The following is a 15041-nucleotide window of genomic DNA, read 5'->3' as shown; positions in this document are numbered from 1 at the left end:
TGCCGGCGATGGGGAGCGTGCGTCTGTGAACCGGGAAATTCCCGCGGAAAGCGCCAGAAATGGCGAAATTCCGAAGTTCCAAAAGCCACTCTTCGGAACGACGCCACCTTCCGCCCTGTCAGGTCTCGTTGTTCAGACCTTCCCTAAAACTCTTGCAATCTCCCAAAATGCAACGCCGCGAAATAATTATGTCGATCAAAAAATTTCGCTATCCCCATAAAAGAACTTAACGGCCAACTTATTACTTTTAACCACTAAATTAATTACACACCGTGTCCAAACCTTGCCTCCACTCAAATTAGAAGACAAAAAATATTTCCGCAATTTAACCAGAAGCTCGGTTAGATCCCTAACAGCTCGCCCGTCCGGATCAAACCAGTGAACCTCACCAGTCGTCTCCACATAATCAAACTCATATCTACCCCCATCATTTTCATCAAACAATTCAGCCCTCACAATTATTTCACAAGCGCCATCAGGTCCTGCATCGATCAAAAGCTGGCCAATTTTTTCATAAAGATCTTGATCACTCACAAACGACCTCCCGGAGAATTAGTGAAATCCATTATTATCGGACGCCCGTCATCGATTGAATATTTTACCGAGAAACTATCTGGACGAGTGGCGGATCCTGAATAAATTGGTTCTATCTTTACTTTAACAGATTTCCTGCTCTTTAGCGCATTTGCCCATTCATTTTCCATTGACTTCCAAGCACCCTTATTAAGGTTGGCATTCATTGGAACCAAATTCAACTTCTCTCCCGGACCATCAAAAATGCTAGCTATAAGGTGCCCTCCCTCATCATCAGGAAGACCACAGTTGCCGGCTTTACACTGCTGATAACCGTTGCGATCCTTACTCACCAAAGACAGGTTGGCCTCAACATAATCGACTCGCCCGTCAGAATCGGTCCTGTAGACCTTGTTGCCGTCAACATTATAGATAGCGTTTGATTCCGGCTTATTTAAAGATTTATTCCACCCGCCCTTCTCACCAGAGGACAAGTTTACTTCTTTATAAATGCCTCCATCCTGCGCTTGTACAACTACTTCACCATCCTTTGTTAATAGACGACGTGATCCGTTCGGCAAAAATCCTACTTCATTGACATTCGAGCTACTGGAGTCAAGGACACCATAGCCGCCCGGCAACTCGGGATAATTGATTGATCCAGACACATCAACTTTGTTATCACGAATGGAATCAATCAAAACGCTTGGGTCAGAAGGCTTGGGCCTCAGCACCGGCACCTCTACAAAATCGCCTGACGACTGAACAAAAATAGCCGGATCTTTAACCGCGCTCGGTAAAGGAACATCAAGCTCCTTACGCACCTGTAACACGTCCTTGAATATATTTATAATTTTACCGGCAGCAACCTCACCTACTTCACCCGCCTTAGCAAACAGTATTTCCTGTGCAACAGCACTCAGTGCTTCATCGACATTTCCGGTTAGCAAGTTTCTAGTCACATCCGCAGCAAATCCGACGTCACCCGTGAACGTGGTGCCGATCGTCCATGCATCCTTGTTCAGGACACCGCTAACGTAATCGTTTGCCCAGCCCGCACTTGTCCTGTTAAGCGCCTGCAGTAAATAGCGTTGATCCGTCGCACTGACCGCCGTTCCAAGAACTGTCCCATATACCTGGTCAAGTGCTGTCGTACCGCGAAGATTCCCTGCAAACATCGAACTGTCATTATATTGATGCCAGTCGGCCGCAAAGTCGGTGTAAGTACCGTGTGTTGCCTTGATGTTATCCAGGAAGTTAGATGCAGGCCCGTCCTGAGCAACCTGCCCTCCCATACCAAGCACCTCGTTCCAGCGACTGTCCGTTTGACGCATCGCTTGAACGGTCAGACGTTGCCGAGCTATTTCGATCTGTTGCGGTGTGCAGGATTGCCCGCATTCCAGTGCTGCAAAATCTGCAGCGTTGGCATTAATCTTGGCAAGCTCATCAGGATGAAGCTGCCGATTGAACAGATCGCCGGCCAAAGCGGTGTTGGCTCCTGCAAGGCCACCCAGGGTTCCACCAATGGCAGCACTTCCAAGCTCCATCAACGCCCGATAGGTTTCGCTATCACTTGTGACCCCGTTATCCCTTAGATATCCGGCCATCGCCAGCTTCGCCTTTTCGGCACCTGCAGCAGCGAGTGCGCCTCCCGCCACATCACCTCCACCCAGCGCTGCCACCGCCGCGCCGGTGAGACCGTGCAGCAATGTCTTGTTCAAGCCCCCATCGGACCAGCTGTCCATCTTGGCCTGAGCTTCGGCCATTCCTTGCGAATCGTTGGTGCTGTATGCCGTCGCGTATTCGCTTAGCGCTCGCTGTTGCATGCTGCTGGCGATATCACCCGCCGCGCGGAACCCAATCTCCCCAGCCAGCCCCATCAGCTCTTTCTGATCTTCGATCTTCTTCTGATCGAAAATCTCTTTCAGCCCAGACTGCTGCAACTCGGTGGCACTGCGATCCAACCCTGCTAGTGCGGATTGGTCCCCATTGCGAATCTGGATAGAGCCGGCGGCGATGTCGCTCTTGGTCGTGCTGCTTGAGCTGTCGCTGGAGTTGCCCAGCATGCTCAGCCCGGTACCGATGGCCATGCTGCTGCCCGTGCCACCAGCCACCGAGACGCCGCTGGTCTTGTACTCGGCCTTGTTCTGCAGATCCTCGACCGTCAGGCTGCCGGTGGACAGCCGATTGAGGCTGGCATCGGCCGCACTTGCGATAGCGCCGCCAACCAACTTCGTGGCGCCGCCCACCGTGATGTCGAAGCCGCCATTGCCGGCCTGGATGCCGCTCTGTTCGGTAACGCTGGTGTAGCTGCTGTTGACCTTCTGCTGGCTGTAGCTGCCGCCGCTGCCCGAGCCGGTCGCCAGGGTCAGGCTGGCCTGCTGCTGCTTGCTCTTGTACTCGTTGGTGTCCTGCTCGCTCTTGATCAGCAGGTCGCCGCCGACATTCGCAAGGACCTTGTTGCCAACAGCTTGTGCACCCTGGATCGTAGTGTCGTTGCCGCTCACCAAGGTCAACGTGTCGTTGGCAGTGACCACGCTTTCCGCACGCAAATCGCTATTACCCTTGGCGCTGCCCTTGCCTGCAGATACTGTCAGATAGTAGCCAGTCGTCGCACCGACGCTGACACCGATCTCACCGCCAGCGTTCTTGTTCTCGAACTTAGTGGTGTTGGTCTCCTGATTGCTGAGCAGGTTGAGATTGTTTGCTGCGGCCAATGCCACGTTGTTGCCGGCAATCTTGCTGCCAATGACGTTGAGGTCGCCGCCGGTGGCTGCAATGGTGACATTGCCGTTGCTGAGGATGCGGCTCCCCCCGGTGCTTTCTTCATGTGTGCTGGTCTTGCTTGACGAATTGCTCGCACCAATGCCGAGACGAAAGCTCATGCCAGTTGCAGCTCCCGCCCCTTCTAATCCGCTCGCTGGCTCCTTGCCAGGTTTTGCCACATTTCCACCGACCGCTTGACCTTGATAGCCAGCCAAAAAATTGTCTGGAGTTGTTTTTGCTTGATCGACCGTCGCACCTGTCGCGTAAGCAGCACGCGCCGCATAGAGCGCTTTCAGCCTGTCGTCGTCCACATCGGAAATCCGCTTGGCAGCACCATACGCTGCCAATGCGGTATCGACGACGCCACCACTGATACCCAACGTGATGCCCGCACTCTGCTGCTTGGACGTCTGCACCGTGTCCAAAGTGTTTTCCGCCGCAGCAATCGTGACCTCCTTACCCACGATGGTCGTGCTGGTGGCGCTCAGCACATCGCTACCGGTGATGGCCACCTTGTTGCCGGCGGTCATCGTCACCGAGCCGTCGGTGCTGCCGACCAGGCCACCGGTATTGGTGACCTCGGTAACGTCCAGGCCGTCGGTCTTCTTAGTCACGCCCAAGGCGACGCTGAATCCACCACCGCCGTAGAGACCAGACTTCTTGACGGTCTTCTCATGCTCTTCGCTGTGCGTGTTCTGCACCGTGTCCAGCGTGAGGTTGTTGCCTGCGGCCAACACCACATTCCCGGTGCTGGCGACTTGCGCACCCTGCGACAGCAGATCGTTGCCTGCCGCAATTTGTACCGTGTCGCCACTGAGCGTGGTGGTGACCGCGACAGTGTCCTGCCACTCATCATGCGTGGTGGTGGTCTTGCTGCTGAACGTGCCCTTCTTCTTCTTGGTCATGTCCTGCACGGCATCGTGCTGTTCGCTGGCGGCGAGCAGGTTGACGTCGTTGCCGGCGGCCAGGGTGATGCCGCCTTCCTTGGTGGCGACCGATGCGGCGGTAAGGGTGATGTCGTTGCCCGCCTGCATGGCGAGGTTGCCGCCGGCACTGAACTCGGTGCCGTGGACGGTTTCGTCGCTCGTGCTGGTGGTTTGCTTGAAGCGCTCGCGCGTCTCGAGCGTATCGCTGGTGTCGACCGTGGTCAGCGTGCTGGCGTTGATGTCGTTGCCGGCGCTGATCCCCAAGCCCTTGCCTGCATCGAGCTTTGCGGCAACCAGGTTGACGTCGTTGCCGGCGCTGAGGATCAGGTTGCCGCCGGCGGTGAGCGCCTGCTGGTCGATGGTCTGCGTGGTTGTGGTGGTGGTGACGCGGGTCTTGCCGTCGCGGCTGTTGTAGCTGTTGGTCTCGGTCTCGTTGAGCACGGACTCGACGTTGAGGTTGTTGCCCGCCGCAGCGATCAGATCGCCGCCGGCCTTGACGTCGGCCTGGCGGATGGTCAGGTCGTTGCCGGCAGTCAACTGCAGGCTGTCGCCGGTGCTGATGTTGGTGCGGGTGACGACCTTGCCATCCAGGCCGGTGGTCGGCGTCAGCGACAGATTGTTGCCTGCCTGCAGTGCCGCGCTCCCACCAACGGCGATGGTCACGCCATGCAGTTGCAGGTCGTTGCCTGCAAACATCACCAGATCCTTGCCAGTGGTCACCGACACCGCGTCGCCGCCACGCATCAGGCCGTTGTCGTCGCGTAAGGCGCTGGGCGTGAGGCTGAGGGTGTTGCCGGCGATCAACGCCGCGCTGCCGCCTGCCTGCATGCGGGTGCCGGTCAATGTCATGTCGTTGCCGGCCATCAGTTGCAAGGAGTTGCTTGCAGTGATACCCGACAGGATGCCGACGCCGTTGATGGCCTTGGTCGCTTCACTGACCAGGTTGTTACCGGCCACCAATGCGACATCGCGGCCCTGGATCTGGCCTTGATTGAGCAGGTCGTTACGCGCTTCCAGCGACACGCCGCCAGTGCCGCTGATGCGGCCCTGGTTGAGCAGGTTGCCGGCGGTGATGCTGACATCGGCACCGGCGATGACGCCCTGGTTGTTCATGGCGTTGCTGGCATTGAGCTCGACGTTGCCGCCGGCAATCAACGCGCCGTTGCCACGCAGTTGCAGCGAGTTGGACGCCAGGTACACCACCGGCACCAGCACGGTCTGGCCCTGGTACTCCTGCTCCACCATCCACACGATGTCCTGCGTCAGCGCGGCCGCCTGCGCGGCGGTCAAGCCCACGCCCATGCTTAGTTGCAGCTCGCCTGCAGCGGCCACGCCGGATTCGAGCAAGGCGCGGTACTGCGCCACGCCGTCGGCATAGTTGCCCAGATAGCGGCGGCCGGTGAGCTGGGTGATCTGATCCAGCACCAGACGCTGCTCATAGAAGCCATCGCCCAGGCGGGTCTGGGTCCACTCCGGGTCCACGCCCAGCTTGTCGAGCAGGAAATCGCTGCTGATGAAGTTGTCGTAATTGACGAAGCGCGGATCGGTCTCGATCAGGTAGCGACGGCCAGGGCCGTTGCTGCGCCAGGCGTTGATGCCGCCCAGGCTGGTTGCTGCGCGGCCCATCGCCGTGCGATCGGTGGCCATGCCATTGGACAGGCGATACAGGCCGCCGATGGGCAAATCGATCTGCGTCAGCGATGTCTGGCCACCGCCAACGATGTTGGTGACGGGAATGGTGGCGGGATCGACACGCGTGCGGGTTCCATTCGTACCTGCGGTGACACCGGTACCGGCGGCGGTGGTCTGCACATTTGCCTGATCGATGCTGCTGCGCACCAGGACGCTGTCGTTGGACATCACCGGTGCGACCGACATCTTGACGATGCCGCCCGACGTGGCCAGCGTGGCGTCCTGCGTGTTGGCGCCGACTTGCGTGCCTGCGCTGCCGCTGGTGCCGGTGGCAACGCGGATGCTGCCTGCGCTGCCATTGGCGCGACCGACCACGGCCTGACCACCCACACCAACGGCACTTTGCGTAGTGCGACCGTTCAAGCCGCCTTGCGCGCCCACGCCATTCAGTGAGGCATCACTGATGCTGCGGCCATCGCTACCAACAGCGCCGTTGCTGATGTTGGCGCCGTTGATGCTGACGCCTTGGTTGCCGGTCATGCTGGCGCCCAGGGCGATATAGCTGCTGCTGACCGTTGAGGAACTCAGCCGCTGATCTTCCTCTTCGTAATAGCACACGACCTTCTGCCCGACCGGCTGCATGCAGTCATTGGTAATCGCGGTGACGATGTGTTCCACATCGCTTTGCCGAACCGTCTGATTCAACGCCAGCGCCTGGTTGAGCAGCTGCTCGCCGCCTACGATCATCCCGTCCGAGAGCCCGCCAAGACCGCGCTGGTTGGCCGCGAACACGCCTGCTGCAGCGATGGTGGAGGCATTGTTGGTCACGCTCCCCGACAACAAGATGTTTCCGCCCGCCGCGATGCGTCCCTCAGCGCTTGCGGAAGACAGCTGTTCCTGCTGGATCACCTGATAGTTGCGATAAATGCCTGGCGCAAGCCCCGTGTAGGGATAAGGCGCCCGGGCGCCCTGGATGTTCCGGATCGCCTTGCCTTCGATCAGCTCACCACCCGCATACACATCGTCGTTGCCGGGATCGGTAGAAACGCTGGTTGTGTTAACGACACGCCGCCGGTTATTCAGCTGGTTGGCCGCAATCAAGATGCTCCCGTCGGCCTCGATACTGCCCGACAGGTTATTCACCACCCCGGTCCGCGATACCAAGGTGCCACCACTATCCTGCGCCCCACCAATTGCGATATTGCCCAGGCTGAAGATGCGCGCATCGCGATTGAGCAACTGATCGCGCACGATCAGGTTCATATTGCTGGTGGAACCCAGCAGGGCCGAACCATAGGCCGCATTGTCGGTCGCACCACCCAGATCGGCACCATTGACCAGCGTGCCGGTATTCACCGAGACATTGCCACCGACGATGCTGCCGGTGTTGTAGACGCTGTTGGCAACGAGCAACAACGCCCCGTTGCCGGAAACGCTGCCGGCATTGTCGATGACGTTACCGCCGTTGAGACGGGTGTCGTTGGAGAGGATGTTGGCGCCGGCGCGGTTGGTGATGCTGCTGGCGGTGATATCCAGGGTACGCGCGGCCTTGAGTGTGGACTCGTTGACCAGATTGCCGCCCACGCGCAGGTTGAAATTGCCATTGCTGACCAGGTCGGCGCCGGCGCGATGCGTGTAGTCGCTGCGCAGGGTCAGATCCAGCAGGTTCTGCGCGAGGATGCTGCCGCCACCGTCGAAGCCGACCGTGTCGATAAGCACATCGCCGACGCCGCCGGTAACGCTGCCGGCACCAATCTGGCCACCGGCATTGCTCAGGTTCTGCAGGTTCAAGCGAACCGATTGCTCGGCCTTGATCCTGCCGCTCTGGTTGTCGAGCGTGGCACCTGCCCGCTGCAGCAGGAAGTTGGCGCCGGCATAGACGCTGCCGCCCTGATTGTCCAGCACATTGGTATTGGCGATCAGGTCGCCGCCTGCCACCAACTGGCCACTAGTGTTGGCGACGCTGGCCGCATCGATTACCACACTGCCGCGCCCGCCCAGATTGCCGCTGGTGTTGGTCAATGCGCCGCCGGTGGTGAGGCGGGTCAGGCCACTGCCATTGTTGACGATGCTGCCTTGGGTGTTGTCGATCCGTCCGGCGGATGCGGTCAAGCTATTGCCGGCATCGAGCTGGCCACCGCTATTGAGCAATGCACCGGCCACCGCAACGCTCAGATCACGGCCGGCGCTGAGCTTGCCGCCCTGATGATTGTCCAACTGGCCACGTGCAGTGATGCTGAGGTCGCGCCCGGCCTGCAGATTGCCACCGGCGCTGCTGATGTTTTCTGCAATGATCACTGCATCGGTGCTGGCGCCGATCGTGCCGTTGCCATTGTCCAGACCGCGATTCAACTCCACCCGCAAACCGCCGCCTGCACCCGCATTGGCAACTGCCTGCACGGTACCGCCGGCATTGCTGAGGCTGTCGGCACGCAAGGTCAGCGCACCACCGCTGGCCTGAAGCAGGCCGTTACGGTTATCGACTGCGCCGCTGGTTTGCACGTTCAATGTCCGGGCCGACACCGAGCCTGCCAGGTTATTGAGGCTGGCAGCGGTCACCGCTGCATCGCCTGCCGCAGCGATAGCACCATTCTGATTAGTCAAGGCACCGCTGGCGCCCAGGGTCAGCTGACCCTGCGTCAGGATACGTCCGCCGCCGTTGCCGAGTGCACCGCGGCTGGTCACCGACAGCGTGCCGGCGCCGGCATGCTCGATACGGCCCTGCGCATTTTCGATGCTGGCAGCGGTGATGGTCAGATCCTGACCGTTACTGGCAAGCGTGCCTGCGGTGTTATCGATGGCACCCCCGATCACCACGCGAGTCGCAGCCGCGCCGCTCTGCACCAGACCACCGCCGACATTGCTGAGGCTGCCGCCGTCGATACTCAGCTGGTTAGCCTGAAGTTGCCCGCCGACAGTGTTGAGGCGGCCATTGTCGATAGCGCCGACGGCCTGCACAGTGAGCGTGCCGCCCGCAAGCAGATTGCCGCCACGATGATCGAGGCTACCGCCGGTAGCCAGTGCCACATTGCCGGTGGCACGCGTGGTGCTCCCAGCCAGCTGCAGCTGACTGCCCTGCGCTGTGAGGTTGCCGCCGGCCAGCAGTGTGCCGGAGGCAGCGAACTGACCATCGGCAACCAGGCTGAGTGTGCTCCCGCTGCCCAGGCTGCCGTCTGCGTTAATGCCAGCACCCACCGTACCGGTGATGCCAATCTCGCCTGCGCGAAGGCTTAAATTGCCCGCTGCAGTAGTTTGCCCGGCGTTTTCGATACGCGCGCCTTGCACATCGACCGTTGTCCCGCTGACAGTGCCCTGCTGGCGTACAACCGCATCGCTGACGAGTGCGAGTTGTTGACCCGCGACCTGGCCGGCAATGGTCAGATCACCTTTGGAACGCAGGTCGAGTGTGCTGGCTGCGCTCAGATTGCCGCTCTGCGTCAGCGCGCCATCGGCCTGTGCCGTGAACGCCCCTGCCGATGCCAAGCGGCCATTGAGCTGCAGGTCGCCACGGCTGATCAATGCCACATCGCCACGCTCGCTGCCCAACTGACCACTGTTGCTCAGCTGCCCCGCTTCCACGCGCAACGCATTGCCGCCGATCAGATCGCCGCGGTTATCCACCGCACCGCTGGCGCTGACACCAAGCCGCTGCAGGCCATAGGCCTGACCGGTTTGGCGCAGCGACCCGACATTAAGCGAGAGCTGATTGCCGGCACGAACGACGCCAGCGTTGTCGAGCAGGCCTGCGATGGACAACCTGGTGTCGCCTTGCGCAAGCAGCACGCCCGTTGCGGTGTTACTCGCGCTGGCTGCGGTCACAGTCAAGCCATCGCCAGCGGCGACCTGCGCGGCGTTGGTCGACGCGCCGGTTGCGCTCAGCACCACGTTGCGGTCTGCCTGCACCACGCCGGCAACCGCCAGATCGCCGGTGCTGCGTAGATTGATGTCGGTGGCGGCATCGAGTGCGCCACGGCTGTCGATCGCTGCGCCGTCCAGGCTGATCGCGACGCCGCTTTGCAACACTGCCGCTTGCCCGGTCGCAATCTGCGCACCACGCAGATTCGCACTCGCCGCGGATACCGCCTGCCCATCAAGGTTGAGTGTGCGCTGCGCCTGCAGATCAAGCTGCGATGCAGATTGCAGCGTACCTGCTGCAGTGAGATTGCGCCCGGCCTGCAGCGCGATGGACTGCGCCTTGACCGAACCGGCCTGATGCAGATCGCCGCCAGCGGCGGCGTGTAGCGTGCTGGCTGCTGCGACCACGCCCTGCAAGGTAACATCGCCCCGGCTGGTCAACGTCACGGTCGACGCTTCGCTGCCGAGCTGGCCGCTGCTACGCAGCGTGCCTGCTTCCACCAGCACTGCATCCTTGGCGATGAGACTGCCGAGGTTATCCAGCGTGCCGGTGACTGTGGCGGTCAACGCCTTGCCGGCGACAGCAGTGCCGCTCTGGTCCACGCTGGCTGCAGTGATCCGCAGATCGCCGCCGCTCTGCAGGCTGCCGGCGTTCTGCAATGCACCTGTCGCCAGCGTGACGCCGCCCGCTGCCGCAAGTGCGCCGGCTGCTGCGTTGTTGATCGAACCTGCCTGTAGCGAAAGGTCGCGGCCCGCAAAGACCTGGCTGGCGTTACCCAGTGCACCGCTGGCGCTCAACACGACATCGCGGTTGGCCTGCGCAACACCCGCCAGGGCAAGATCGCCTGTGCTGCGGACTACAAGATCCGTCCCGGCATCCAGCGTTCCACGGCTGTCGATTGCGGCGCCGTCCAGGGTGATGGCACCACCGCTTTTCAGGACCGCATCACGACCGGTCACGATACTGTTGCCGTGCAGGCTCGCATCTGTCCCGGCCTGCGCCTGCCCGTTCAAGCTCAGCGTGCGCTGTGCTCGCACATCCAGCGTGGAAGCCGATTGCAGGGTGCCACCGGCAACGAGATCACGGCCAGCCTGTAGCGCGACGGTCTGTGCGCTGAGCGTCCCTGCCTGTGAAAGGTCGCCCCCTGCCGTGGCTTGCAACGTGGTCGCGGCAGACACCACGCCTTGCAACGCGATTGCGTTCTGGCTGGTCAGCGCCAGCGCGCCGGTCACCGAGCCCAGCTGACCATTACTGACAATGCTGCCGGCGGTGATGCTCAACTCTTTGCCAGAGACCAACTGGCCTGCGTTTTCGAACGCACCGTTGGAAGCGATCGACAGCGCATCGCCGCTATAGACACGACCGCGCTGCAACAGCGACCCGGAGGTCAGCGAAAGTCCTCGCTCTCCGTGCAGGCTACCGCGATTGTCCAGTACCCCGGCAACGTCGACGCGCAAATCGCGCTTGGCACCCAGGGTTGCGTCAGACGCATTGGCGGCACTGGCAGCCTGCACGCTCAGATCGCGCGCGGCGATTACTTGGGCACCGTTGTTCAAGTTACCTGTTGCGGTCAGCGCAATGTCGCGGCCGGCCTGCGCTACGCCGCCCAGCGTCAGATCGCCCGCACTACGTAGAGTCAAATCATTCGCTGCATCGAGCGCGCCACGGCTATCGATGCTGTTACCTGCCAAGGTAATCGACGCGCCGCTCTGCAGCACCGCCACAGCGCTGGTTGTGATGGTTGCGCCATCGAGCGTGGCATCGGCAGCACTGGATGCCTGACCGTTCAATGCAAGCGTGCGTTGCGACTGCAGATCCAGGGTGGATGCGGACTGCAGGCTGCCATTGGCAGTGAGGTCTCGCCTGGCCTGCAACGCAATCGACTGCGCCTTGAGCGAACCAGCTTGCTGCAGATCGCCGCCAGCCGATGCCTGCAATGCGGTCGCGGCTGCAACCACACCGTCCAGCTGCATCGCGCCCTGGCTGCTTAATGCAACACTGGCCAGTTCGCTGCCCAATTGGCCGCTGCTGCGCAACGTGCCTGCATCGATCTGCAGCGCGTCCCTGGCGATCAGGTTGCCGCGGTTATCCAGCGTGCCGGCAACTGTGCCGCGTAAGGTCTTGCCGGCAGATGCGCTGCCATTTTGATCGAGACTTGCCGCCGTCATCTGCAGGTCGCCGGCTGCCTGTATGCGGCCGGCGTTTCTCAACTGTGCTGCCGCGGTGAGTGCCACATTCCCATCGCCCGCCAATACGCCGGCAGCGGTGTTCTCCAGGCTTTGTGCCTGCGCGGTCAGGGTGCGCCCGGCGAAGACCTGCGCTGCATTGGTCAGCGCCCCGGTAGCCGTCAGCTCAACATCGCCGCTGCCCTGCGCAACACCCGCCAGCGTCAGGTCGCCCAGGCTGCGTACACGCAGATCGCTGCGTGCATCGAGCTTGCCGCGGCTATGAATCGTGCCGCTATCCAATGCAATCGCTGCGGCGCCCTGCAGGACCGCATCCTGGCTTGTCGTCAGCGTGGCAGCGCGCATGCCGATGTCGCCACCAGCCTGGCCTTGCGCAGTGAAGGTCAAGTCACGTTGCGCCTGTAGGTCCAAAGTCGAGGCAGATTGCAGCGTGCCGCTCGCGGCGAGGTCGTGACCTGCTCGCAGCGCTACGGATTGCGCCTTCAGCGAGCCGGACTGCTGCAGATCGCCCGCAGCATTGGCCTGCAAGGTGGTTGCGGCAGCCACCACACCTTGCAATGCGATATCGCTTTGGCTACCCAAGACGACGCCTGCAGCTTCACTGCCGAGCTGGCCGCTGCTGCGCAAGTCGCCGGCATCGATCTGCAGCCCATCGCGGGCCACCACATTGCCGGCATTGTCGAACGTGCCGGCAACCGTTGCGGACAGCGTGTTGCCGGAGCCGACGCTTCCGTTCTGGGTCAACGAATCGGCGCTGATCTGCACTGCGTTGGCAGCGTAGACGCTGCCGGCATTTTCAAGCGTGCCGCCGATACGCAGCTGCGCATCGGCACCGGACGAGAATGCCGCGCCTTGCGCGTTGTGCAGGCTGGACGCATCCATCTGCAGTGGACCAGCAGTGACCACCTTTGCGCTGTTATCCAGCGCGCCGGCCGCTTGCAAGGTCGTACTGCCTGCGCTCTGCACGGTGCCGTCCAATGCCAGCGCCCCAGCGCTGGCGATGCGCAGGTCACCGCCAGCATCGATCAGGCCGTTATGGGAGACACTGCCGCCACGCAGTTGCAACCCGCCATTGCTGTGCAGTTGGCCGCGCTGACGCAGCGCGCCATCGGCCTGCAGATCGAGTGCGCTGGCCGAACGTAAGACGGCATCGTTTGCAAGCTCACTGGCCGCGGCAACCGTCAGCGCGCCGCGCGTGCTCTGCAGCGTGCCGGAGAGGCTGGCATCACCGCCGCTACGTAAGTTGACGCTGGCCGCATTCACGATGCCCGACACCTGGGCGCTGCTTGCGGCATCCAACGCCAATGCCCCGCCTGCAACGGTATTGCCGCTCAGGCGCAGATTGCCGCGACTACGCAACGTGGCATCGCCACGCTGGCTGCCGATATCGCCGCTGCTTGCCAGCTGCGCCGCGTCCACAGCCAATGTGCCGCCTGCGACAATGGCGCCGCTATTGAGCAATTGGCCTTCAACAGAAAGCTGCGCATCGCGTGCGGCAGACAGACTGCCTGCAGTGGTGACACTGGCAGCTTGTAACCGCAGATCGCGACCGGCATACGCGCTACCGGCGTTATTGACTGCACCGGCGCTACGCAGGTCCAGATCGTTGCCTGCAGACACCGCAGCGCGCTGTGCGATGTCGATCGACGCTGCGTTCAACGCAAGCGCATCGGCTGCGATCAGCTGCCCCTGCAGTTCCAGGCGCCCACCCACACGTACATCAGCCCCCTGCCCGGCTTGCGCCAATCCAGCCACACGCACATCGCCATTGCCGTTGATCCGCAGCGCAGTTGCCGCATCCAGCGTGCCCAGTGCGTCGATGGTAGTGGCATTCAGCGCAATCGCCGCGCCGCTCTGCAAAGTACCGGACAATGCAATCTGCGCTGCGCGCAAATTCGCGCCCGCGCCGCCATAGGCCACACCACTGCTGCTCAGTAATCCATCAGCGCCCAGGTCCAGCGCACCGTTGGTGTGCAAGCTGCCATCGGCATTCAGTTGCGAACCGAACAGACGGATCGACCCCGCGCTACTGCGGCCACCATGGTTCACCACACCACCGGCTTGCGCATCCAGCGCACCGGCGGCGACCAGGTCGCCTGCAAGCGTCATGTTGGCCGCACGCAGGTACACGTCGCCTTGCTGCGAGCCGAGCACGCCACGCTGATCCAGCGCGCCGGTGGCACGCACATTCACGGCATCGCGTGCGACGGTGGTGCCGCTCAGGCTCAATTGCCCGGCGCTGTCGATCTGCAGGTCGCCACTTTGCGCGGCTAACGTGCCGCGGCTCACCACGCCAACGCCGGCTTCGGTGGCGATCAGGCGAATGCGTTCGGCATACATGCCACCCAATTGCGCCACATCGATGCCGATTGCAGGAGCGGCGCCGTCGGCACCTGGCAGGACGTCCAGCAGCATGCCGTCGTAATTCACGCGTCCGGCACCAGCGGCGGCGACCAGCTCCCTGGTCCAGACCGAGCCATCTACGCTGAGCTGACGCGACAGCAGGTCCAGTCGATCCACGTTGAACGCGTCCAGACCGTTGCGGCCGATGCTCAGCGCTCCACCGGTGATGCTGAAACCGTTCAAGGCACCATCGCTGCCCAGGTTCGGTGTGCCGGTGGTCAGGGTGGCGCGCGAGGTATTGAGAAAGCCGCAGCCATCGCAGGAAATGCCGTTGGGGTTGGCGATCACCAACTGCGCTCTCGCACCGGCGATTTCGGTATAGCCCTGCAAGCGGCTGCTGGCCGAGGTGACTTCGTTGAGGATCAGCGACGCGGCACCGCTGCGCTGCAGGTTGTTGTTGCCGGCAACGTAACCGCCCAGCTCGGTCTTGGAGATCTGCGCGCTGTTGTTGAGGATCAGCCCATTCGGGCCGACATTGAAGTTGCTGTAGCGGTTGTGCGAAATGCCGCGTGCATTGGGCGCGACGATGTCCACCACCGGCACACCATTGGCAGCGACCTGCTGACCGGGCGTCTGCCCTGCAGGGTTGGCGGTTGGCGCAACCTGCGCCCATGCTGGAAACGATGTCCAGGTGGTCGTGCAGCACAGCAACAGTGCAAGCGCACGCTTGCCCTGCTCGGCCAGGTAACCACGCACGCGCATCGCTTCGTTGTCCATCGTTTCTCTCTCGCCGCCTGTTGGCGTCATCCATCAACAAAC

General features: G+C 61.7%; 3 protein-coding genes. 1 reads left to right on the top strand and 2 read right to left on the bottom strand.

The genetic code is table 11. The annotated features are described in order from the left end of the window. On the top strand, positions 1 to 220 hold a 220-nt coding region (locus tag J7367_RS20605; protein WP_209028992.1), incomplete at its 5' end, for a hypothetical protein. Here J7367_RS20605 and J7367_RS20600 read toward each other — a convergent pair. Next, on the bottom strand, positions 196 to 534 hold the full coding sequence (locus J7367_RS20600) for a hypothetical protein (RefSeq protein ID WP_081027947.1): 339 nt from the start codon (positions 532 to 534) through the stop codon (positions 196 to 198). The genes J7367_RS20605 and J7367_RS20600 overlap by 25 nt on opposite strands. After that, positions 531 to 14999: a hemagglutinin repeat-containing protein gene (locus J7367_RS20595; RefSeq protein ID WP_081027946.1), complete on the bottom strand. Its 14469-nt coding sequence runs from the start codon at positions 14997 to 14999 to the stop codon at positions 531 to 533. The genes J7367_RS20600 and J7367_RS20595 overlap by 4 nt, the downstream gene beginning before the upstream one ends. Positions 15000 to 15041: the final 42 nt, after the last annotated feature.

This window comes from Xanthomonas sp. D-36-1, from assembly GCF_017746155.1.
Taxonomy (GTDB): Bacteria; Pseudomonadota; Gammaproteobacteria; order Xanthomonadales; family Xanthomonadaceae; genus Xanthomonas; species Xanthomonas cissicola.
Note: the sequence above shows the minus strand (reverse complement) of the source record. Positions and strands in the feature narration are given on the sequence as shown.